The organism is Pseudomonas sp. PKS (assembly GCF_051913525.1).
GTDB lineage: Bacteria > Pseudomonadota > Gammaproteobacteria > Pseudomonadales > Pseudomonadaceae > Aquipseudomonas > Aquipseudomonas guariconensis_D.
Window position 1 is genome coordinate 1 of the sequence record NZ_JBEGDO010000020.1, and the last position, 21,543, is coordinate 21,543.

Consider the following 21,543-nt stretch of genomic DNA (forward strand, 5'->3'; position numbering starts at 1 on the left):
CGGTGCGGTCGTAGCCGTCTTCGGCGAAGCGCTGTGCACCGGTGCGGTCGTAGCCATCTTCTGCGTAAGTTGCCGATTGGGTCTGGGCGGCGGCGAAGCTGTGGGCAGTGGTACGGTCGAAACCGTCTTCGGCGAACGCACCGGTAGCCAGTGCCGACAGAGCCAGGGTCAGGATCAGTTTGCTTTTCATGGTCGTTGCTCCAGTGAGATTCGCGGGTTGTTTGTTTCTATGGGTCCAATGCTACGCCGATTAATTTGATTAAAAAGCGCAAAAAATCACGCATAAAAATCGATTTAATCGATGTATTTGGGCGCACGTTCGCCTTTTAAAACGACTGAGAGGCCCGTGAGACAGGCGCTAGGGGCGGTGGCCTATCCACGGTTCAAGGATGCGGGAGGGGAATTAATCCCGAGTTAAATGAAACCTTCGATGAACGAACGCTTTTTTCATACATCCCCAACCGTTTTTTCAAAGACGCTCGCTCAGCATCGCGCCCACTCAACCCTGGAGCGGCAAACAATGAACAAACTTCCGCAAATCACCTTGGCCTTCTGGGTCATGAAGATCTGCGCCACCACTTTGGGCGAGACGGCGGGCGACCTGCTGTCGATGACCCTCAACATCGGCTATGCCATGAGCTCGCTGCTGTTGATCAGTGTGTTTCTGGTGACATTGCTCACCCAGCTTTACTCCCGTTCTTACAACCCCTGGCTCTACTGGCTGGTCATCCTATCCACCAGTACCGCGGGCACCACGATGTCCGACTTCATGGACCGTACCCTGGGCCTGGGCTATGCCGCGGGGTCGGCCATCCTGATCGGCATCCTGCTGCTGACGTTTGCCCTTTGGCGCCTGAGCGGAAACCCGCTGGACGTCACCCGCATCAAGAACCGAGGCGGCGAGCTGTTCTACTGGGTGGCAATCCTGTTTTCCAACACCCTCGGCACCGCACTGGGCGACTTCCTGGCGGACGACTCAGGCCTCGGTTTCGCCGGTGGCGCACTGTTGATCGGCAGCACTATCGGCCTGGTGGTGCTGGCCCGCTACTGGACCCGTATCCCAGGCGTGGTGCTGTTCTGGGTCGCATTCGTCCTGACCCGCCCATTCGGCGCGACCTTGGGCGACTTCCTGACCAAACCGCACGAAAAAGGTGGGATGGACTTCGGCACGGTGGGCTCTTCGGCAGTGCTCGGCGGTATCTTGCTGGTGCTGATCCTGATGGCGTCGTTCTACAACCGTGAACCGCGTCGGGAGTTGGAGGCTTCCTGACGGCTGGTACTGTCAGGGGCGTATGCGGCTCACCGCTCATCCGAACCATGAAAAAGGGGCGCTCCGTCAGCCGGAGCGCCCCTTTTCAATTACTGCGTGAGCAGGATCAGTCGGTGGTGATCCGCGAATGCTTGGCGGTGTCTTTCATGGTCGCGTAGACCAGCAGCGAGCAGGCGATGCAGCCGGTGACGTACCAGTAGAAGCCGGTTTCCATGCCATTGCTCTTGAACCACAGGGCCACGTACTCGGCAGTGCCACCGAAGATCGAGACGGTCAGGGCGTAGGGCAGGCCGACGCCCAGGGCGCGGATCTCGGTGGGGAACAGCTCGGCTTTGACCACGGCGTTGATGGAGGTGTAGCCACTGACGATGATCAGTGCCGCCATGATCAGGAAGAAGGCGCCCCACCAAGTCTGCACGGTGTGCAGGGTGCTGAGGATCGGTACGGTGAACAGGGTTCCGAGCACGCCGAAGGCGATCAGGATCGGACGACGACCGATCTTGTCGGAGAGTCCACCGATCACCGGTTGCAGGCACATGAACAGGAACAGAGTGGCCGCCGAGATGGTGGTCGAGTCGCTGATGCTCATGCCTACGGTGTTGACCAGGTACTTCTGCATGTAGGTGGTGTAGGTATAGAAGGCCAGGGTGCCGCCCATGGTCAGGCCGACCACGGTGAGCAGTTCCTTGGGATGGCGCAGCAGGGTGCGCATCAGGCTTTCCTTGGACTTTTCCTTCTTGGTGAAGGAGCTGGTCTCCTCCATGCCGCGACGCAGGTACAGGGCGACCACCGCGCACAGCGCGCCGATCACGAAGGGTACGCGCCAACCCCAGGCATACAGCTGTTCGGTGGTGAGCGTCTGTTGCAGGATGATCAGCACCGCCAGGGCGATGAGCTGGCCGGAGATCAGGGTCACGTACTGGAAGCTGGAGAAGAAGCCGCGGCGGTCCTTGCTGGCCATCTCGCTGAGGTAGGTGGCCGAGGTACCGTACTCACCGCCGACCGACAGGCCCTGCATCAGGCGCGCCAGGACCAGCAGGATCGGCGCGGCGACGCCGATGGTATCGTAGCCAGGGGTCAGGGCGATGACCAGGGAGCCTGCGCACATCAGCAGGACCGAGGCCATCAGTGCGGCCTTGCGGCCCTTGCGGTCGGCATACAGGCCCATCAGCCAGCCGCCGATAGGACGCATCAGAAAGCCCACGGCGAAGATGGCGGCGGTGTTGAGCAGTTGTGCGGTGGTGTCGCCGGCCGGGAAGAAGGCCTTGGCGAAGTACAGCGAGAATGCCGCATAGACGTACCAGTCGTACCATTCGACCATGTTGCCGATGGAGCCACTGAAGATCGATTTGAGACGGCTTGCGGTGGTTTTTTCCGCGGCGGGCGCAATGGCCGCCCCGGTGGGCAGGGTGCTGGCGTTATCCATCAGGGGATACCTTCTCGTTGTTTTTGTGGAGCGCGCAGGTCAGCGCTTGAGAAGGGTTTTGCAGAAGCTATGCCAAAGGAGTGCACCGCCAGGCCTGAATGCCCCATCGCGGCGCACGACTACCCCACAACCCGCGAATCCAAAGGCGCCTTTAGGCGCAACGTCGCCCGGCGATGGGCTGCGTAGCAGCGTCCTTCAATACACTCGATAAGCGGATTATTGCTCATCGGCCAAAATAGCTAGGCAAAAATCCGCTCACTCGCGCTCGAGAAAATCTTCCCGCACCAGCCCATGACGCTGCATCTTTTCATTGAGTGTCCGCCGAGGCAGTTGCAAGGCCTCCATCACGGCCTTGATCTCGCCTTTGTACTGTCGCAGCGCGGCGCGCAGGCACTGGGCCTCGAACGCCTCCATCTGGCCGGCGAGGGATTGTCCTTCGGCGCTGGCCTCGACGCTCGGCGCGCCCAGTCCCAGGGCGTGGCGCTCGGCAGCATTGGCCAGTTCGCGCACATTGCCTGGCCAGTCATGGGCCAGCAGTTGCGCCAACTGCCCACCGTTCACGGGCGGGGCCTTACGGCCTAGGCGCTCGGCGGCGGTGCGGACAAAGTGATCGAACAACAGGGGGATGTCCTCGCGCCGCTCGCGCAGTGGCGCCAGGCGCAGCTCGGCGACGTTCAGGCGGTACGCCAGGTCTTCGCGAAAGCGTCCGGCTCGGGCTTCTTCGAGCAGATCGGGTTTGGTGGCGGCGATGATGCGCAGGTCGACACTGATGCTCTGGTTGGCGCCCAGGCGCTCCAGCTTCTGCTCCTGGATCACCCGCAGCAGCTTGGCTTGCTGGGCCAGGGGCATGCTCTCGATCTCGTCGAGAAACACCGTCCCCCCATTGGCGTATTCCAGCTTGCCGATACGCTTGCCCTGGGCGCCGGTGAAGGCGCCACTCTCGTGGCCGAACAGCTCGGCCTCGAACAGAGTTTCAGGAATCGCCGCGCAGTTGAGGGCGACGAAGGGCTTGTCGGCGCGCGGGCCGAAGTCGTGCAGGCAGCGCGCCACGCGCTCCTTGCCGCTGCCGGTCTCGCCGCGGATCAGTACGTTGACCGGCAGGCAGGCCAGGTCCAGGACCTGCCGGCGCAGGGTCTGCAAGCCCTGGGACATGCCCAGCAAGGTGCCTTCAAGGCGCGCCTTCAGATCGGCCTGCTGGTGCAGGCGACGGTTCTCCAGCACCAGCTGGCGTTTCTCCAGGGCGCGGCGCAGGCTGCCGAGCAGGGTCTGCGGCGTAAAGGGCTTCTCCAGAAAGTCATAGGCGCCGTTGCGCATGGCCTCGACGGCCATGGGCACGTCGCCATGGCCGGTGAGCAGGATCACCGGCAGGTCAGGGTCCAGTGCTTGCAGCCGTTCGAGCAGTTGCAAGCCATCGAGGCCGGGCATGCGCACATCGCTGACGATCACGCCGGGGAAGTGTTCCGGCAACTGGGCCAGGCACTCTTCGGCGCGGGCGAACAGTTGCACGCTGAAGCCCGAAAGGCTCAGCCACTGCTGCACCGCAGTGCGGATGCTGGCTTCATCGTCGACGACGATTACCGAATTCAACATACAGGCTCCAGGTCGCGGGGCAGGGTAAGGCTCAGGCGGGCACCACCGGGCAGGTTCTCGGCCTGCAACTGGCCGCCGGCCTCGTGGACGATGCCATAGGAGATCGCCAGGCCCAGGCCGAGCCCTTCGCCAACCGGTTTGGTGGTGAAGAACGGATCGAAGATTCTGGCCAGGTCCGCCGGGGGGATACCGCCGCCGGAGTCGAGCACGCTCAGGCGCCAGTGGCCATCATCGGCCTCGATTCGGATCTCCAGGCGTTTGTAACGCTTGTCGGCCATGGCGTCGAGGGCATTGCGCAACAGGTTGATCAACACTTGCTCGAGGCGGATCGCATCGCCCCGGACCCACGCGGGACGTGCCAGGTACAACGCCACTTCGACGCCCTCGCCACGGATGCGGGCATCGAGCAGGTGTAACGCCTGGTCGACCACGGTGGCCAGGTCCAGGCGCTCGCGCAGCCCGCCGGGGCTGTTGCGGGCAAACGTCTTCAGATGGCCGGTCAGCGCCGCCATGCGCGTGAGCATCTGCTCCAGTGGTTCCAGGGCCTGGCGGGCTTCGTCGTAGCGGCCGTGGTCGAGCAGCAGGCGCAGGGTCTCGAGCTGCATGCGCTGGGTGGTCAGGGGCTGGTTGATTTCATGGGCCAGGGCCGCTGACATCTGCCCCAGGGCCGCAAGCTTGGCCGACTGCACCAGGCCCTCCTGGGCGGTGCGCAGCTCGCGGGTGCGCTCTTCGACCAGGCGCTTGAGTTCGTCGCGGCTGCGCTGACGCAGGCGTGCCAGGCGCAGACGCTGGCTGACGAACAGTGCGGCGAACACCAGGCTCAGCCAGATCGCCGCCGCGGTCAGCGCGGCGTTGCGTCCTTCGGCGCTGACCTGAGGCTTACGCAGCAGATGCAAAGTCCAGCCTTCTGCCTCCAGCGGCAGGCTTTCCCACAGGTATTCGGCGCTGCCGTCCGGGCCTTGCACACGGCTCAAGCGGCTGTTGGCGCCGAAGTCGGTCAGCACCTGATGCTGCAGGGGCACCAAGGGTTGCTTGTCGTACTGGCGGGTTTCGGCAAGCTCGGCACGGTCGGCGGAAGAAATCGGCTGTAGCTCGCGGTAGCGCCAGCCGTCCTGATTGGCGATGAAGGTGATGCCACGGGCATCGCTGACCAGCAGGATGTCGCTGCCCTGGCGCCATTCGCGCTCGAGTTCGGGGAACTCCAGCTTGACCACCATGGCGCCGAGGAAGCGTCCCTGTTCGTCGGTGACTGCGTTGGCCAGGAAGTAGCCTGGTACGCCACTGGTGACACCCACCGCGTAGAAGCGGCCGCTGCCGTGGCTGCGGGTCTGCTTGAAATAGGGGCGAAAGCCGTAGTTGGAGCCGACATAGGTGGTCGGCAGGCGCCAGTTGCTGGCCGCGATGGCCAGGCCCGTGCGATCGAGCAACTCCAGGGTGGAGGAGTTGGCGGCGCCGTTGATGCGTTCGAGCTTGCGGTTCAGGGCGTCCTGCACCGGTTCGGTGACCGGGCCACGCAAGGCCGCGATCAGCTCCGGGTCCAGCGCCAGTACGGCTGGCAGGGCACGGTAGCGCTCGATCAGGGTGTGCAGGGCATTGGCGTAGAGGGTCAGTTGCTGGCTGGCCCGGCGCGCGTCGGTCTCCATCGACTGGCGCTTGGCCTGGTGCATCGCCCAGCCAGCGCTGAGCGCGGTGCCGATGACAATCACCAGGACAATCAGCGCCAGGCGCAAGGTTCGGAAGGAAAATAGCATGCGGCTGATCCTTGGCCTGTGCTGTGTGTACGCAACGTTCGGGTTGGCCTTCGCACAGAGCAACACCAAACGAGCTGATTTGCAGGGAACCTGTGGGAGCGGATTTACCCGCGAATACGGCAGTCAGTTCACCTACGTATTTGCGGGGCAACCCGCGCCCACAGGGCTGCGCTCAGAGCGCAGCCCTGTGGGCGAACGTTGTCACAGCAACTCGAAGCTCTGCTGCTGCACGGCCTCGGAGTCGAGGCCGACCTGGACGTTGAACTGCCCAGGCTCTGCGACCCGTTGCAGTTGGCCATTGTAGAACTTCAGATCATCCTCGCTGATGCGGAAGGTCAAGGTGCGCGATTCGCCGGCCTTGAGCATCAGTTTCTGGAAGTTCTTCAGTTCCTTGACCGGGCGGCTCATGGACGCGCTGACATCCTGTACGTAGAGCTGGACCACGGTCTCGCCGTCGCGCTTGCCGGTGTTCTTCACCGTCACCTTGGCCTCCAGCGTGCCGCCACGCTTGAGCTGCTGGCTGCCCAGCGACAGGCCGGACAGTTCGAAGCTGCTGTAGCTCAGGCCATAGCCGAACGGGTAGAGCGGGCCGTTGGGCTCCTCGAAGTACTGCGAGGTGTAGTTGCCTGGCTTGCCCGGTGTGTATGGCCGGCCGATGCGCATGTGGTTGTAGTACATCGGAATCTGCCCGACCGAACGGGGGAAGGTGATGGCCAGTTTGCCGGACGGGTTGTAGTCGCCGAACAGCACATCGGCGATCGCGTTGCCGCCTTCGGTGCCGCTGAACCAGGTTTCCAGCAATGCGTCGGCCTGCTCACGCTCCCAGGCCAGCGACAGTGGGCGGCCGTTCATCAGCACCAGCACCAGCGGCTTGCCGGTGGCTTTCAGCGCCTTGATCAGGTCGCGCTGCACCGCCGGGATTTCCAGGGTGGTACGGCTGGAGGATTCGTGGGACATGCCGCGAGACTCGCCGACCACCGCCACCACCACGTCCGATTGTTTGGCGGCCTTGACCGCTTCGTCGATCAGCACGGCGGCCGGGCGCGGGTCGTCGACGATCTCGGGGGCTGCGAAGTTGAGGAAGTTCAGGTAGTCGAAGATGGCCTTGTCGCCGGTCACGTTCGAGCCTTTGGCGTAAAGCAGCTTGGCCTTGCCCTCCAAGGCGCGGCGCAGGCCTTCGCGCACGGTCACCGAGTGCTCCGGTTTGCCGTCGGCGGCCCAGCTGCCCATCATGTCGATCGGCGCGTCGGCCAGGGGGCCGATCAGGGCGATGGTGCCGGTTTTCTTAAGCGGCAGGGTCTGGTTGCGGTTTTCCAGCAGGACCAGGCTGCGGCGTGCCACGTCACGGGCGGCCTCGCGGTGCAGGCGGCTGTCGGCGTAGTAGTCCTTGACGTCGTTCTCGGCCTTGCCGATACGCACGTAGGGGTCCTTGAACAGGCCCATGTCGTACTTGGCGCCGAGCACTTCGCGCACAGCCTGGTTCAGCTCGGCCTGGGTCACTTCGCCGGACTTGAGCAGGCCGGGCAACTCTTCGCCGTAGAGCGTGTCGTTCATGCTCATGTCGATACCGGCCTTGATCGCCAGCTTGGCGGCCTCGCGGCCGTCCTGGGCCACGCCATGGCGGATCAGTTCCTGGATGGCGCCATGGTCGCTGATGGTCACACCCTTGAAGCCCCACTCTTTGCGCAGCAGGTCGTTCATCAGCCAAGTGTTGGAGGTCGCGGGCACGCCATTGATCGAGTTCAATGCCACCATCACGCCACCGGCGCCGGCCTCCAGGCTGGCGCGGTAGGGCGGCAGGTAGTCGTTGTACATCTTCGGCAGGCTCATATCGACCGTGTTGTAGTCGCGCCCGCCTTCCACCGCGCCGTAAAGGGCGAAGTGCTTGACGATGGCCATGATGCTGTCGGGCTCGGCCGGGCTGGTGCCCTGGAATGCCTTGACCATCACCTGGCCGATCTTCGAGGTGAGGTAGGTGTCCTCACCGAAGCCTTCGCTGGTGCGGCCCCAGCGTGGGTCGCGGGCGATATCGACCATCGGCCCGAAGGTCATGTCCAGGGAGTCGGCGGCCGCTTCGATCGCCGAGGTGCGGCCGACCTTGGCAACGGCGTCCATGTCCCAGGTCGCCGCCAGGCCCAGGCCGATCGGGAAAATGGTGCGCTCGCCATGGATGGTGTCGTAGGCGAAGAACATCGGGATCTTCAGGCGGCTGCGCATGGCGGCGTCCTGCATCGGCCGGTTCTCAGGGGCGGTGCGCGAGTTGAAGGTGCCGCCGATGCGTCCGGCGGCGATTTCTTCACGGATTTTCTCGCGGGGCATTTCCGGGCCGATGCTGATCAGGCGCAGCTGGCCGATCTTCTCGGCCTCGGTCATCTGGCCGATCAGGTGTTCGATGAACGCCTGCTTGTCCTGCAGTGGCGGTGCGGAGGTGGCGGCCAGGGCCGCCTGACTGGCAAGGCCCATGGCCAGGCCCAGCAAAGACAGTTTCATCATGAATTCCAGTGTCGTGGCCCCTGCCGTATCCAGGGGGATACGTGCACGGCCGGAGTTTTCTTGGCGGCTATTGTTGTACAGTTCGCCGGGCTTCACTTGGCTGATCGGCCCTGCCTGGTCCAATGCAGCGGCGGATTATGCCTTATATGGCGGGCATCATGAGATACACTTCCCGCCGACCGGCTGTCGGGACAACAACAATAAGAACGATCGAGAGACCCATGGCATGACTGTCTTCAACGAATACGAGCAGCGCCAGATTGCCGAGGCCATTGCCCGGGCCGAGCAACGTACCGATGCGGAGCTGGTGACCGTGCTGGCGCGCCGCGCGGATGATTACGCCTACCTGCCCCTGCTATGGGCCGCGCTGCTGGCTTTGGCCATACCGGGCCTGGCGCACATGGCCTTGGGGTGGCCGGATTTGCGCAGCCTGTTGGTGGTCCAGGTGTTGACGTTCGTCGGCCTGTGCCTGCTGCTGCGCAACCCGCGTCTGGCCAGCCGCCTGGTTCCCCGCCTGTTGCGTCAGCGCCGCGCCTCGGGCCTGGCGCGGCAACAGTTTCTCGAACTTAACCTGCAACACACTGCCGGTGCTACCGGTGTGCTGATCTTCGTCAGCGAGGCCGAGCGCCATGTGGAGATCCTGGTCGATGAGGGCATTGCCCGGCATCTGCCCGAGCAGCCGTGGGATGCCATCATCGCCCGCTTTACCGAGCAGGTGTGTCAGGGTCAGACCCTGCAGGGCTTCGTCGACTGCATCGAAGCCTGTGGCGAGCTGCTCAGCGAACACGTACCGCCGACCTTCGCGCGCAACGAGCTGCCCAATCGCCTGGTGATCCTGGACTGAGCCGCGTCCATCGATAAAGGCTTCGCGCAGGCCGGGCATCGACGTAAAATGCCGGCCATTGCGCGCTATGCGCCCCCCGCGATTCGAGGCACCCACTCCCCATGTCCGCCACTCCCTCCGCTACCCCCGCGCCGGATGCGCGTGCCCAGTTCCTGGCTTTGCTGGCCGATGCCTTGCAGGCCGGTACCCTGGCCAAGCTGGTGCTGGCGCGCCATGTCGGCGCCGACCAGACCCTTCAGCGGATCATCGCCAAGCCCTTGGTGGTCAAGGGTCAGCCCTGCCTGTCGCTGGTCTATCGCCACCAGACCCGTGACATCACCCGCAACCTGCCGCTGGAGCAAGCCCAGGCACTGGTGGCCGAGCTGTTGCCCGAGAGTTTTCGCAATGCCCACCTGTTCACCGCCGAGGGCGAGGTGCAGCTGGGTTTCAGCAAGAAAGGCAAGCCGATGCTTCAGCGTCATGTCGCCCAGCCTGCCCGTGAACAGGCGGCGGTTGCCCATGATCGGGAGAAGAAGCGCTACCTGGAGCTGTCGCGGCCGTTCTTGCGCGATCTGGGGGTGACCGATGCCCAGGGCGCGTTGATTCCGTCCATGTCGCGCAAGTGGAAGCAGATCAACAAGTTCATCGAAGTCTTCGACCATGCCTTGGCCAGCGCACCCTTGACCCCGGACCAGCCGCTACGGGTGGCGGATTTCGGTTCGGGCAAGGGCTACCTGACCTTCGCGATGCACGACTACCTGCGCAACAGCCTGGCGCGTGAAGCCCTAGTGACCGGTGTCGAGCTGCGCCAGGACATGGTCGACCTGTGCAACGCCGCTGCCACGCGGCTGGAGCACCCTGGCCTTGAGTTCCAGTGCGGCGACGTGCGCAGCGTGGTGCCCGAGGCCATCGAGGTGATGATCGCACTGCACGCCTGCGACATTGCCACCGACTACGCCATCCATACCGGCATCCGCTGCAACGCCGCGATCATCATGTGCTCGCCGTGCTGCCACAAGCAGATTCGCCCGCAACTGCACAGCCCAGGCCTACTCCAGCCGATGTTGCAGTACGGCCTGCACCTCGGCCAGCAGGCCGAGATGCTCACCGACAGCCTGCGCGCCCTGTACCTGGAGGCGTGCGGCTACGAGACCAAGGTGTTCGAGTTCATTTCGCTGGAGCACACCAACAAGAACAAGATGATCCTGGCTGTCAAGCGTCGGCAAGCGGGGGACAACACCGCATTGCTGGAGAAGATCGAGCAGCTCAAGGCGTTCTATGGCGTGAAGGAGCATTGCCTGGAGACGCTGTTGCGTCAGGATGGGTTGATCGCCGCTTGACCTGTTTTGGGCCGTGCAGCAGCCCAAGAACAGGTGGAGCATTCATCTGGGCCGGGCGTGCTCTGCCGGCCCCACGACCGCCAACGTCGGATTACCCAGCGGGTGGCTGGCGGCATCGAAGAAGTGCACGGCCGTTCCTGGCAGGTCGGCGAAGCGCTGCATGAAATGCTGCTTCTGATTGATGATCGACGCCTCGCTCAAGGGGCGGATGGCGATCGACAGGTGCGCGGGGCGGGCCTGGCGAATGGCCTCGAGCAGGTGCTGATCGCTGGCGTCCAGGTGCTGGCCGAACAGGCATAGGCCCTCACGTTCCCCGGCCAGTTGGCCCAACCCCCACGACAGGTAGTCCGAGGCGCGGATGGCGCGCAGTTTTTCTTCGCTGCGGCTCTCGTTGACGAACAGCGGCACTTCCCCCGGAATGTTCACGGCAAAGCCGTCGAGCAGCTCGGCGCATTCGGCGCTGCGCTGGCGGGTGGTGCCGTCGGGAAGTTTGAGCAGGTGCAGCCCGCCGTGCAGGTGAACGACGCGGGTGCCTTCGGTCGCGGTGCGGCGCACATCGAAGAAGCCTTGCTCGTCGAACAGCGGGGCGAAGCCTTCCGGCGCCTGATTGACAGCCCAAGGCAGGAGCAGGTCGTAATTGCTGGTGTAGACGTTGCGGTAGCTGCGCAGAGCCTGGTTGATCGTCGCCAAGGTGTCGCTCGGCACGCGCGTCCAGGGCAGGTGCACGGCGCGCGTGGCGTGGATCAGGGCTTCCTTGATCGAGTAGTAGCGGTTCAGTGGCGCGGTGGAGTTGATGGCCAGCGCGGCATTGGCACGTACCGTGGTGTTCAGGGTGCTGAGCACCGGCTCGAACAGCTCGGTACCCAGGGACTTGAACAGCGCCTGGTCGCTCACGCCCAAGGCTTTGTGACGAACCCGCTGGGCTTCCTCGAACAGCGAGAAATAGCCGAACGGCTTCCACACGGCACGGCTGGCGCCGTTGCCCACCAGCAGGGCGGTGCAAGGATGGCGGTCGTTGAGCGCCTGCCAGGAAGGCAGATGGGCATCGAGAGAGGGCATGGCAGGTCCGTTGGGCAAGGCGAGGAACGCGGGGGACTTTAGCATGCCGCAGCCTTGATGCGGGACGCGCGCCGCTCTTGCCTAGGCCAGACCTCCCAATTGCGCACCTGCACGTGACTGGGCCACGGACTGCTTACGGTTCGAGTGCAGGCTGTCGGTGTGTACGGTTGCGCCACACCCGATACGCCCGAATCCCTGCACGCACCGAGCCGAACAGCAGCTTTTCTTCCATTTCCCGCGCCATGCCTGAGCGCACCAGCATGCGCAGGAAGTTGCCACGGGCGCGGGCGATGGCGAAGTAGATACCTTGGGCTGCGAGGGTGTCGCGCACTTCGCGTAGGGCAGCGACGCCGCTGACGTCGATGCTGGTCACCGCCTCGGCGTCGAACAGTACGGCCTGGGGCTTGCTCTCACCTTGGACGGCGTCGAGCAGGCGCATCTTGAAGTAGTCGGCGTTGAAAAACAGGATCGCGTCGTCGAAGCGATACACCACAAGGCCCGGCACCGTCCGCGCTTCCGGGTGATGGCGAACGTCGACCTGGCCCTCGACGCCGGGCAGCCAGCCAAGGACGGCGTCGGTGGGCTGATAGATGCTGTACAGCAGGCGCAGGATGGCCAGGGTCACGGCGAAGATGATTCCCGGCAACACGCCCAGGCTGAGGACGCCGGCGGTGGTGAGCAGGCATAGCCAGAACTCGAAGCGGCTGAGCTTGTAGATCTTGCCCAGGGACTTCACATCGATCAGCCCCCAGCCGGCCATCAACAACACGGCGCCCAGGGCCGCCTGGGGAATCCACGCCATGGGAGCGGTGAAGAACAGCAGAATCAAGGCGATCACCAGCGCGGCGATGATGCCGACCAGTTGGCTCTTGCCTCCGACCATGTCGTTGACCGCCGTGCGCGAGTCGGCGCCGCTGATGGCAAAGCCCTGGGACATCCCCGCCGCCAGGTTGCTCACGCCGAGGGCGACGAACTCGTGGTTGGCATTGATCGCATAGCCGTGGCGGGCGGCAAAGCTGCGAGCGGTGAGCATCGCGCTGCAGAAACTGACGGTGGCGATGCCCAGGGCGTCGCGCAGCAGGCTCTTGGTTTCCGCCAAGGTGCTTTGCGGCCAGGCCAGCTCCGGAATGCCCGCCGGCACCGGCCCGAGAATGGCGACGCCGTAGCGGTCCAGGCCGAACAGGCCGGCCAGCAATGTAAACACCGCCACGGTCACCAGCGCTGCCGGCAGGCGGGGGTAGCGTTGCGGCAGCCAGACCAGCAGGCCCAGGCCGACCAGGCCGATGGTCAGGGTCAGCCAGTGGATCTCGCCCAGGCGCTGGAGGAAGTTGGCCAGGCTGAGGATGAAACCGTCGCCTTCGATCTTGAACCCCACCACCTTGCTCATCTGCCCGGCGATCAGGCTCAGGCCGATACCGTTGAGGTAGCCGATCAGGATGGGCCGCGAGAAGAAGCTGGCGATAAAGCCCGCCCGCGCAACGCCGGCGGCGATCAGCATTACACCGACCAGCACCGTGACGATCACCGAAAGCTCGGCGATGCGGTGCGGATCGCCCATGGCCAGTGGGGCGACGGCGCCGGCGATCATGGCACAGGTGGCGGCGTCCGGGCCGACCATGAGTTGGCGGGAGCTGCCGACCAGGGCATAGACGATCATCGGCAGCACGCAGGCGTATAGGCCGTACTGGGGTGGCAGGCCGACGATCTGGGCGTAGGCGATGGCAATGGGGATCTGGATCGCGGCCACCGAAAGGCCGGCCTGAAGGTCAGCGTGGAACCACTCACGGCGGTAGTGCAGGAGGTTGGCCAGGCCCGGTAGCCAGCGGGAGAGAAACATGCACGCGTCCTTGGAAATGTTTCGGGGTGCTGATCAGCATAAGTGTCCTGAGGCCGCTTCGCTTGCGAGCGGATTCCCACGGGCAGTATTCAAGCCGATCGGGCCGATGATGGCTATGGGCTAGGTCAAGGAAAGCGGGGGATTGGACAGCGCACGGAATCCCAGGAAGCTTGCGGAACCTGCGATGGGCCGCGTAGCAGTTTCTGGGTTGTCCAGGGGCAACGTAGATACGGACAGGCCAGCCTCGCGATTGGCGATGGGTGCTTGTGCATTGGATAAGGGCTGGATCGGCGCGGGCTGCGCCTGGAGGAAGGTGGAGCGGGTAGAGGGAATCGAACCCTCCTCAATAGCTTGGGAAGCTATAGTTTTACCAATAAACTATACCCGCTTCAGAGGCCGACATTTTTACCAGAACACGCCCGTCATGAGAAGCCCGGCCGTGCAAAAAGGCCTGTCGGCGACGTGTAGCCCGGGGCGCTACAAGGGCTAGACGTCGCCGAACCACTCAGATAGCCAGTGCATGCTGCCCCTGTACGTAGTGACTGCGTTGACGGGGCTGGCGCAGCGTCGGGTTGAGGAAGCCAAGCATCGCGGCCCGGGTGTCCTCGCACGCGCTCTTGTGCTCGATATCCAGGAAGTGACCGGCATCGCGGATCACGCTGAAATGGCTCTGGCCCACGTGCTGGCTGAAATGCCGCGCATCCTCGACGGTGGTGTACTCGTCACGGTCGCCGTTGATGAACAGCACCGGGATGTCGATGTTGCGCGCCGATTTCAGGGCTCGCTCCAGGTCGTGATCCAGCACCTGGTTGATGTGGAAGTGCATCTGCGCGTACTCATGGCTGTCCAGGCTGCTCACATGGCGGTAGTTAAAGCGCTTGAACAACGACGGCAGGTACTTGCCGATGGTGTCGTTGACCAGGTTGCCCACCTGGTAGCGGTCGCAGGCGGCCAGGTACTGGCAACCGCGCGCCAGGTAGTCGCGCATTGGCTCGTTGATGATCGGCGAGAACGAACTGACCACGGCCTTCTTCACCCGGCTCGGCTGGTGCGCCAGCGCCAGCAGGGCACAGGCACCGCCCCAGGAGAACGACATCACATGGTCGGCCTGGAAGTGCTCGATCAGCTCCAGGAGGATGTGCGCCTCGGTCTCCTTGGTGATCAGCCGTTCCTGATGGTTGTGCGGCTTGGACTTGCCGGCATAGGGCTGGTCGTACAGCACAACGTTGAAATGCGGGTGCAAGCTGCGCACCGTCTGGGCGAAAGAGGCCGTGGTGGCCAGCGATCCGTTGATCAGGATGATCGTCTTCTCTGCTGCTTCCGCGCGATAGAACTCCGTGTAAACCCGATACTGACCTTGGATATCAAGCACAGCGATTTCTGGCCTCATGTCATCGACTCCTGGCGCAAAAAGGGTATTCGCGTGACCTAGGGTGCACGTTGTTTATGACAGGTAGGCATACGCCTGGAAGAGAAACCGGGAGCCCTTGTGTCGATCCATGGCACGGTCGTCGACGGTATTTGTTCTAGGTGGGCGGTTTGCCGTGCCCCGGGGCATCGAGACCCTGGGTGACCGGCAAAAGGCGTCTTGGACTGCAATCGTGACTGGTAAGTCACATGCGGACCGACGAGTTTGATTCAAGCAGCAGGGTGGCGATCCCGCAAGTGCCTTTCAGGGGATGTCACGAGAAAAACAACGAGGTGAACCTGTCTATACCGCTCTATGCAGGGCCCCACCTATCGTGACGCTTCGAGGTTCAGACCGAGGCGATTTCTTCGGCCGTCAGTTCACGAAACTCACCCGGTGCCAAAGCAGGATCCAGGCCAATGCAGCCCATCCGCTCCCGGTGCAGCCCCACCACCTTGTTGTCGAAGTGCCCGAACATGCGCTTGACCTGGTGATAGCGGCCTTCGACGATTGCCAGCCGCGCCTGGCGCGGTCCGAGAATGTCCAGTTGCGCGGGGAGGGTGGTGAGGTCTTCGAAGGCGAAGTAGAAGCCTTCGCGGAACTTGGCCACGTAATGCTCGCCGATCTCGTCTTCAGTCTGGACGTGGTAGATCTTCGGCAGTTTGGTCTTGGGCTGGGTCAGACGACGCGACCATTGGCCGTCGTTGGTCAGGATCATCAGCCCGGTGGTGTTGTAGTCCAGGCGGCCGGCGATGTGTAGGTCTTCACGCAGTTCGGCCGGCAGCAGGTCGAGCACGGTAGGGTGTTGCGGATCCTGGGTGGCGCTGACGCAGCCGCTGGGCTTGTGCAACATGAGGTAGCGCGCCGGGCGACCGGCCTGGAGTATCTGCTCGTCCACTTCGACCCGGCTGAATTCGCGGACCTCCTGGCGAGGGTCGGTGGCAACCACGCCATCCACGCGCACGCGCCGTTGCACCAGCAGCAGGCGGACCTGCTGGCGGTTGTAGCAGGGCAGGTTGGCGAGAAAACGATCAAGACGCATGGCGGTGAGCGGTTCGAAAAAGTGGGCTAGCGGTTGGGCGCGGAGTGCGCGGCCTTGAGCTGCTCATCGACCTCGGCGCATCGAGGACACAGGCAAGCCTTGTTGCGCAATTCGTCGGGCAGCGCCTGGAGCACCGCCGGATCGATGGTGACGGTGAAACACCAGCAGGGCTGCGTGGCGAGGCGTGGGTCAGCCAGGCTGCACTGATTCAGGGCGCCACAGGCGGGGCAGCGCTGTTTGTCGTTCATGTCGGGTCCAGGCGTCTACGTGGAGGCATTCTACCGGTTATGGCGTCAGGGTGTTTCCGGCTGTCGGCAACCTGTTTCAATTTATTGCGAAAATGGCACTGCACCCGGGCGCAACTGTCTTATTCGGTGTCGATGAACGCATTGCCATCGATGCTCGCCAGCGCCGCTGTGTCGGGCACTCCCGCGGTCCAGGAGGCCGCCATGTACCCACGAATTCTGCTGATCGCCTTGTTGGCACTCCTTACCAGCGCCTGCGTCCCCTACTACGAGGACGGCGGCTACTACCGCTCGGACTACTACTCGCGCGACCGCGACTACTATCCGGGCTACTACCGTCAGGATCGTTACTACATCACCCAGCCGCGCTACTACCAGAGCGCGCCTCGCTACTATCAACCCGCACCTCGTTACTACCGCCCGGCGCCCACGCCCCACTACCGGCCTTACCCGGGGCATCAGGTGAACCAATGGCATGGCAATCCGCGCAACGACTATGGCAACCGTCATCGCTATGACTATGGGCGGGACCGGGACCGTCATGACTATCGCAACGACAATCGCCGGCCGCAGAACGACCGTTGGCATTCCAATGGTCGAGGCGACAACAATCGTCGTCATGACGGCAGGCAGGGGGATGACGGTCGTAACTGGCGACGTTGATCGCCGGGCCTGAGCCCGGTCTGCCTGTCGGAGCGGCGCTCACTCCAGATCAGCCAGGGGATGGCGCCCCTCCCAGACCTTGGCGAAATGCGCCTCGACCACCGCCGCTGGCACTTGGGCGATGTCCGGCCAGTGCCAGCGCGGCTGGTTGTCCTTTTCCAGCAAACGGGCACGCACCCCTTCACTGAACTCCGGGTGACGGCAGCAGTTCAGGCTCATGGTGAATTCCATTTGGAACACCTGGGCCAGCGACAGGTGCCTGGCCCGGCGGATCTGCTCCCACACCAGGTGCGCGGTCAGCGGACAGCCCTCGTGCAAGCGTCGGCCGGCTTCGGCCAGCAGCGGGTCGGCATGGCGGCTAAGATCGGATAACGCCCGCCAGGCGGCAGCAGGGTCGGCTACATCGAGCAGTTCATCGATCACTGCCCGGCGCGGTAACCACTGGGCTTCGGGCAGGTCGGCGCAGGCCCGGTGCTGTTCGGCCTTGAGCAGGCTGTTCAGTTGCAGGGCGGTCTGCTCCTGCCAGTTCAGTTGCAGCAGCTCCTCGATCAGGGCTTCTTGCTGATGCTCGCCCAGCAGGCGATCAGCCAGGCCAAGGTCCAAGGCATCGCGGGCGTTGATCGGCGCGCCAGTCAGCCCAAGGAACAGGCCGAGCTTGCCGGGCAGGCGGGCAAGGAACCAGCTGGCGCCGACGTCCGGATACAGCCCGATGCTGATTTCCGGCATGGCCAGCCGGCTGCTGGGGGTGACGATGCGGATGCCCGCGCCCTGCAGCAGGCCCATACCCCCGCCGAGCACGTGGCCATGCCCCCAGCACAGCAAGGGCTTGGGATAGGTGTGCAGGCGATAATCAAGCCGGTACTCCGCGGCGAAGAACGTGGCGGCCAGGGGCGGGACGCTGCCGGGGTGGTCGCGGCAGGCCTGGACCAGCGCCCGCACATCGCCGCCGGCACAGAACGCCTTGGGCCCGTTGCCGCGCAGCAGCACGCAGACGATGCCCGGGTCGCTGGCCCAGGCGCGCAGGCGCTCGTCGAGGACCTCGATCATAGGCAGGTTCAGGGCATTGAGCGCCTTGGGCGCATCCAGGGTGGCGATACCGATGCGTGCGCCATCGGCGCCGGTGAATACCTCGCATTGAATGGACATGGGCGACCTCGTGTAGTCATCGCACAAGTATGGACCCCACAGGCGATCATGACGGTCGTCGGTCGGATCGATTGACAAGGCCGGACGGCTTACCTAGTGTCGCGCCATTGTTTACGGATGGCCCCATGACTGACGACGATCGCATCAAACTCGAACCCGGCTGGAAGGCTGCGTTGCGCGCCGAGTTCGACCAACCCTACATGCACAAGCTGCGCGAGTTCCTGCGCGAGGAATATGCGGCTGGCAAAGAGATCTACCCGCCGGGGCCGCTGATCTTCAATGCGCTCAATTCCACGCCGTTGGACAAGGTGAAGGTGGTGATCCTCGGCCAGGACCCTTACCACGGGCCAGGCCAGGCCCATGGCCTGTGCTTCTCGGTGCAACCCGGCGTGCCGACGCCGCCGTCGTTGGTGAACATCTACAAAGAGCTGCACCGCGACCTCAACTTGCCCATCCCCAACCATGGCTACTTGCAAAGCTGGGCAGAGCAGGGTGTGTTGCTGCTCAACACCACCATGACCGTGCAGCGTGGTAACGCGGCCTCCCACGCCAACGCCGGCTGGCAGCCATTCACCGATCGGGTCATCCAGGTGGTCAGCGAGCAGTGCGAAAACGTGGTGTTCCTGTTGTGGGGCTCGCATGCTCAGAGCAAACAGAAGCTGATCGACGGCACTCGGCACCTGGTGCTCAAGTCGGTGCACCCGTCGCCGTTGTCGGCGTATCGGGGCTTCTTCGGATGCGGGCATTTCAGCCGAACCAACAGCTTCCTCGAGCAGCGTGGGCTGGCGCCGATCAACTGGGCGTTGCCGCCGCTCTGAAAAAACGTGTTGCCTTCTTCGCGGGAACCCTCCCACAGGGGCGGCGATAAGCCTTGTGGGAAGGGGTTTGCCCGCGAAGAAAACTGCACGCCGTCACGGTCGGTTCGTGTTCCAGCGCCGGAACAACGGCTCGGCCAGAAACAGCACGAACAGCAACCTCATCACCTGCAGCGCCGTCACCAGCGGTACCGACAGTTGCAAGGTCTCGGCCGTCAGGCTCATCTCGGCGATACCGCCGGGCATCATTCCCAGGGTCAGTGAGCGCAGGTCCAGCTGGGTCATCACACTCAACACCCAGGCCGCGCTGGCGGCGATCAACATGCACAGGAAGGTCGCCAGCAAGGTCCGCCCCAGGAAGGACGGAGCCCGGCGAAAGAACGCCCGGTTGAAGTGGCAGGCCAGGCCACTGCCGATCAGCCACTGTCCGATCTGGCTGGCGCCGGGCGGCAGGGTGATCTGCAGGTTGCCCGCCAGGCTCACGCAGGCGGTAATCAACAAGGGACCGAACAACCACGGGTTGGGCTGGCGCAGGCGCTGCCAGATCAACGCGGCCAACACGCCAAGCGGCGCGATCAGGGCTAGCCAGCCCCAACTGACGCTGCCTGCGTGGCTCAGCGGCAGACCATCGCCGAGCAAGAACTTGAACAGCGCCGGCACGCACAGCACCACTGCCAACACCCGCAGGCTCTGGGCCGCGGCCACCTGGCTGAGCACCGCGCCATTGCGCGCGCCCAGGTTGACCATCTCACCCGAGCCTCCCGGCATGCTGGCGAAGAACGCCGTGGCGCGGTCTTCGCCGGTGCGCCTGAGCAGCCAGACGCTGATCACCGCGGACAAGGTGGTGAACAGCGCCCCGAAGAAGATCAGACCAAAGTGGCTGGCCACCTGCTCGATGACCGCCGGGGTGAAGTGCAAACCGATGCCGATGCCAATGATCCACTGCCCGCACTTGCGGCCATTGGGAATTTCCGACAACTGCCAGGGTGTCAGGCAGCGCACCAGGATGATTGCCAGCAGCGAGCCGACCATCCACGGCAAAGGCCAGCCGACCTTGCTGGCGAGAAACCCGCCAGCAAGACCGACCAGCCCGGTAGCCCAGAACGGCGGCGACCGATCAGGCATCGGCCATCGCCCGACGCTGCAGGCTGCGTTTACGCCAACTGCGCAGCAGCGGCAGGGTCAGCATGCAGAGGGTCAGCACCCACACGGACATGCTGATCGGGCTCGACCAGAGGATGCCCAGCTCACCGTTGGAGATCGACAGTGCGCGGCGCAGGTTCTGCTCCATCAGCCCGCCCAGGATGAAGCCGAGCAGAATCGGCGACAGCGGGAAGTCCAGCTTGCGCAGGATGTAGCCCATGATGCCGATGCCGACCATCAGGAACAGATCGAAGGTGGTCGCATGCACGGCGTACACGCCGATCCCGGTGATGATGGCGATCACCGGTACCAGGGCCCAGTTCGGCACGGCGAGGATGCGGGTGAAGATGCGGATCATCGGAATGTTCAGGATCACCAGCATGATGTTGGCGATGAACAGCGAGGCGATCAGCCCCCAGACGATGTCAGGTTGCTGTTCGAACAGCAGCGGGCCTGGGGTGATGTTGTACAGGGTCAGTGCACCGATCATCACGGCGGTGGTGCCTGAGCCCGGCACGCCCAGGGTCAGCATGGGCACCAGGGCGCCGCAGCAGGAGGCGCCGATGGCGGTTTCCGGGGCGGCCAGGCCGCGGGCATCGCCCTTGCCGAACTTGCCCTTGTCGCCGGCGATGCGTTTCTCGGTCATGTAGGCCACGGCGCTGGCCAGGGTCGCGCCGGCGCCGGGCAGTACGCCCATGACAAAGCCCAGCAGGCCGCAGCGCAGGTTGACGATGAACACCGAGGCGGCTTCCTTGAGGTTGAACAGCATGCGCCCGGTGGCCTTGACCGCTTCGTGGCCGTGGTGGGTCTTTTCCAGCAGCAGCAAGATCTCGCTGATGGAGAACAGGCCCAGTACCAGCACCACGAATTGGATGCCATCGGCCAGGTGTACGCTGTCACCGGTAAAGCGGTACACGCCGCTGTTGGCGTCGATGCCGACGCTGGACAGGAACAGGCCGATCAGCGCGGCGATGAAGGTCTTCAGCGGTTTGTCGCCGGCCATGCCGCCCAAGGCGACGATGGCGAACACCATCAGCACGAAGTACTCCGCGGGCCCGAAGGCGATCGCCCATTTCGCCAGCAGCGGGGCGAACAGCACCATGCCGCAGGTGGCGATGAACGCGCCGATGAACGAGCTCCACGCCGACAGCGACAAGGCTACGCCGGCCAGGCCCTGGCGGGCCATGGGGTAGCCGTCGAGGGTGGTCATCACAGTGGAGGCTTCGCCGGGAATGTTCAGCAGGATCGAGCTGATCCGCCCGCCATACTCGCAGCCCAGGTAGACCGCGGCCAGCAGGATCAGCGCCGACTCAGGCGGCAGGCCCAGGGCGAAGGCGATGGGGATCAGCAGTGCCACGCCGTTGATCGGCCCAAGGCCCGGCAGCAGGCCGACCACGGTGCCGATGAGGGTGCCAGTCAGGGCGGTGACCAGGTTGTACGGGCTCAGGGCGACGCCGAAGCCCTGGCCCAGGTAGCTCAAGGTATCCATGTG

17 protein-coding genes, 1 tRNA gene and 1 pseudogene are annotated in these 21,543 nt (G+C 64.1%); 5 read left to right on the forward strand and 14 right to left on the reverse strand.

The window, feature by feature from the left end; translation table 11 throughout:
- Positions 1-190, reverse strand: a pseudogene (locus ABOA88_RS18325) (hypothetical protein); the annotation flags it as partial.
- Between the two features lie 330 nt (positions 191-520).
- Here ABOA88_RS18325 and ABOA88_RS18330 point away from each other — a divergent pair.
- On the forward strand, positions 521-1,270 hold the full coding sequence (locus tag ABOA88_RS18330) for a COG4705 family protein (RefSeq protein ID WP_196169982.1): 750 nt from the start codon (positions 521-523) through the stop codon (positions 1,268-1,270).
- A 106-nt stretch (positions 1,271-1,376) separates the two neighbouring features.
- Here ABOA88_RS18330 and ABOA88_RS18335 read toward each other — a convergent pair whose 3' ends face one another.
- The 4 genes from ABOA88_RS18335 to bglX form a co-directional block, all read right to left on the reverse strand.
- Entirely contained in the window at positions 1,377-2,696 is a 1,320-nt protein-coding gene (locus ABOA88_RS18335) for an MFS transporter (RefSeq protein WP_367851954.1), read from the reverse strand.
- A 255-nt stretch (positions 2,697-2,951) separates the two neighbouring features.
- Positions 2,952-4,286: a sigma-54-dependent transcriptional regulator gene (locus ABOA88_RS18340; protein ID WP_367851953.1), complete on the reverse strand. Its 1,335-nt coding sequence runs from the start codon at positions 4,284-4,286 to the stop codon at positions 2,952-2,954.
- The gene (locus ABOA88_RS18345; protein WP_196169984.1) at positions 4,280-6,037 is read right to left on the reverse strand and encodes an ATP-binding protein; all 1,758 of its coding nucleotides are present in this window, start codon (positions 6,035-6,037) and stop codon (positions 4,280-4,282) included. The genes ABOA88_RS18340 and ABOA88_RS18345 overlap by 7 nt, the downstream gene beginning before the upstream one ends.
- A 201-nt stretch (positions 6,038-6,238) precedes the next feature.
- A complete protein-coding gene (gene bglX, locus ABOA88_RS18350; RefSeq protein ID WP_367851952.1) occupies positions 6,239-8,530 on the reverse strand; it encodes a beta-glucosidase BglX in 2,292 nt (763 codons plus the stop codon).
- 226 nt (positions 8,531-8,756) lie between these two features.
- On the opposite strand from bglX, the gene ABOA88_RS18355 reads away from it, so the two are divergent.
- Together ABOA88_RS18355 and ABOA88_RS18360 are read left to right on the forward strand one after the other, a co-directional pair.
- On the forward strand, positions 8,757-9,374 hold the full coding sequence (locus ABOA88_RS18355; protein ID WP_196169986.1) for a TPM domain-containing protein: 618 nt from the start codon (positions 8,757-8,759) through the stop codon (positions 9,372-9,374).
- A gap of 101 nt (positions 9,375-9,475) precedes the next feature.
- Complete coding sequence (locus tag ABOA88_RS18360; protein WP_196169987.1) at positions 9,476-10,693, forward strand: class I SAM-dependent methyltransferase; 1,218 nt, start codon at positions 9,476-9,478, stop codon at positions 10,691-10,693.
- Positions 10,694-10,735: 42 nt separating this feature from the next.
- On the opposite strand, the gene ABOA88_RS18365 is transcribed toward ABOA88_RS18360, so the two are convergent.
- From ABOA88_RS18365 to ABOA88_RS18390, 6 genes are all read right to left on the reverse strand, one after another.
- Positions 10,736-11,752, reverse strand: a complete 1,017-nt coding sequence (locus tag ABOA88_RS18365) for a DUF4917 family protein (RefSeq protein ID WP_367851955.1) — start codon at positions 11,750-11,752, stop codon at positions 10,736-10,738.
- Positions 11,753-11,885: 133 nt separating this feature from the next.
- A complete protein-coding gene (locus ABOA88_RS18370) occupies positions 11,886-13,589 on the reverse strand; it encodes a SulP family inorganic anion transporter (protein ID WP_367851951.1) in 1,704 nt (567 codons plus the stop codon).
- A 314-nt stretch (positions 13,590-13,903) separates the two neighbouring features.
- Positions 13,904-13,977 (reverse strand) — tRNA-Gly (locus tag ABOA88_RS18375).
- A 117-nt stretch (positions 13,978-14,094) separates the two neighbouring features.
- The gene (locus tag ABOA88_RS18380) at positions 14,095-14,979 is read right to left on the reverse strand and encodes an alpha/beta fold hydrolase (protein ID WP_070574855.1); all 885 of its coding nucleotides are present in this window, start codon (positions 14,977-14,979) and stop codon (positions 14,095-14,097) included.
- A 367-nt stretch (positions 14,980-15,346) separates the two neighbouring features.
- Positions 15,347-16,039, reverse strand: a complete 693-nt coding sequence (locus ABOA88_RS18385; RefSeq protein WP_196169989.1) for a pseudouridine synthase — start codon at positions 16,037-16,039, stop codon at positions 15,347-15,349.
- 26 nt (positions 16,040-16,065) lie between these two features.
- On the reverse strand, positions 16,066-16,287 hold the full coding sequence (locus tag ABOA88_RS18390) for a cysteine-rich CWC family protein (RefSeq protein WP_196169990.1): 222 nt from the start codon (positions 16,285-16,287) through the stop codon (positions 16,066-16,068).
- 201 nt (positions 16,288-16,488) lie between these two features.
- On the opposite strand from ABOA88_RS18390, the gene ABOA88_RS18395 reads away from it, so the two are divergent.
- A complete protein-coding gene (locus tag ABOA88_RS18395; protein WP_334281175.1) occupies positions 16,489-16,947 on the forward strand; it encodes a hypothetical protein in 459 nt (152 codons plus the stop codon).
- Between the two features lie 39 nt (positions 16,948-16,986).
- Here the strand turns inward: ABOA88_RS18395 and ABOA88_RS18400 are convergent, their stop codons facing one another.
- Positions 16,987-18,093, reverse strand: coding sequence for an enoyl-CoA hydratase/isomerase family protein (locus tag ABOA88_RS18400; protein ID WP_196169992.1), 1,107 nt, complete (start codon positions 18,091-18,093; stop codon positions 16,987-16,989).
- A gap of 125 nt (positions 18,094-18,218) precedes the next feature.
- Here ABOA88_RS18400 and ung point away from each other — a divergent pair, with 125 nt between their 5' ends.
- Complete coding sequence (gene ung / locus ABOA88_RS18405) at positions 18,219-18,911, forward strand: uracil-DNA glycosylase (RefSeq protein WP_274093071.1); 693 nt, start codon at positions 18,219-18,221, stop codon at positions 18,909-18,911.
- A 93-nt stretch (positions 18,912-19,004) separates the two neighbouring features.
- On the opposite strand, the gene ABOA88_RS18410 is transcribed toward ung, so the two are convergent.
- On the reverse strand, positions 19,005-20,033 hold the full coding sequence (locus ABOA88_RS18410) for an AbrB family transcriptional regulator (protein ID WP_367851950.1): 1,029 nt from the start codon (positions 20,031-20,033) through the stop codon (positions 19,005-19,007).
- Positions 20,026-21,540 carry a tripartite tricarboxylate transporter permease gene (locus tag ABOA88_RS18415; protein WP_196169995.1) on the reverse strand — a complete coding sequence of 505 codons (1,515 nt, stop codon included), beginning with the start codon at positions 21,538-21,540 and terminating at the stop codon, positions 20,026-20,028. Before ABOA88_RS18415 ends, ABOA88_RS18410 begins: the two co-directional genes overlap by 8 nt.
- Between the last annotated feature and the right edge of the window lie 3 nt (positions 21,541-21,543).

Coding starts and splice junctions, on each gene's coding strand:
- ABOA88_RS18330 (WP_196169982.1), top strand. CDS start 521: ATGAACAAACTTCCGCAAATCACCTTGGCCTTCTGGGTCATGAAGATC.
- ABOA88_RS18335 (WP_367851954.1), bottom strand. CDS start 2,696: ATGGATAACGCCAGCACCCTGCCCACCGGGGCGGCCATTGCGCCCGCC.
- ABOA88_RS18340 (WP_367851953.1), bottom strand. CDS start 4,286: ATGTTGAATTCGGTAATCGTCGTCGACGATGAAGCCAGCATCCGCACT.
- ABOA88_RS18345 (WP_196169984.1), bottom strand. CDS start 6,037: ATGCTATTTTCCTTCCGAACCTTGCGCCTGGCGCTGATTGTCCTGGTG.
- bglX (WP_367851952.1), bottom strand. CDS start 8,530: ATGATGAAACTGTCTTTGCTGGGCCTGGCCATGGGCCTTGCCAGTCAG.
- ABOA88_RS18355 (WP_196169986.1), top strand. CDS start 8,757: ATGACTGTCTTCAACGAATACGAGCAGCGCCAGATTGCCGAGGCCATT.
- ABOA88_RS18360 (WP_196169987.1), top strand. CDS start 9,476: ATGTCCGCCACTCCCTCCGCTACCCCCGCGCCGGATGCGCGTGCCCAG.
- ABOA88_RS18365 (WP_367851955.1), bottom strand. CDS start 11,752: ATGCCCTCTCTCGATGCCCATCTGCCTTCCTGGCAGGCGCTCAACGAC.
- ABOA88_RS18370 (WP_367851951.1), bottom strand. CDS start 13,589: ATGTTTCTCTCCCGCTGGCTACCGGGCCTGGCCAACCTCCTGCACTAC.
- ABOA88_RS18380 (WP_070574855.1), bottom strand. CDS start 14,979: ATGAGGCCAGAAATCGCTGTGCTTGATATCCAAGGTCAGTATCGGGTT.
- ABOA88_RS18385 (WP_196169989.1), bottom strand. CDS start 16,039: ATGCGTCTTGATCGTTTTCTCGCCAACCTGCCCTGCTACAACCGCCAG.
- ABOA88_RS18390 (WP_196169990.1), bottom strand. CDS start 16,287: ATGAACGACAAACAGCGCTGCCCCGCCTGTGGCGCCCTGAATCAGTGC.
- ABOA88_RS18395 (WP_334281175.1), top strand. CDS start 16,489: ATGTACCCACGAATTCTGCTGATCGCCTTGTTGGCACTCCTTACCAGC.
- ABOA88_RS18400 (WP_196169992.1), bottom strand. CDS start 18,093: ATGTCCATTCAATGCGAGGTATTCACCGGCGCCGATGGCGCACGCATC.
- ung (WP_274093071.1), top strand. CDS start 18,219: ATGACTGACGACGATCGCATCAAACTCGAACCCGGCTGGAAGGCTGCG.
- ABOA88_RS18410 (WP_367851950.1), bottom strand. CDS start 20,033: ATGCCTGATCGGTCGCCGCCGTTCTGGGCTACCGGGCTGGTCGGTCTT.
- ABOA88_RS18415 (WP_196169995.1), bottom strand. CDS start 21,540: ATGGATACCTTGAGCTACCTGGGCCAGGGCTTCGGCGTCGCCCTGAGC.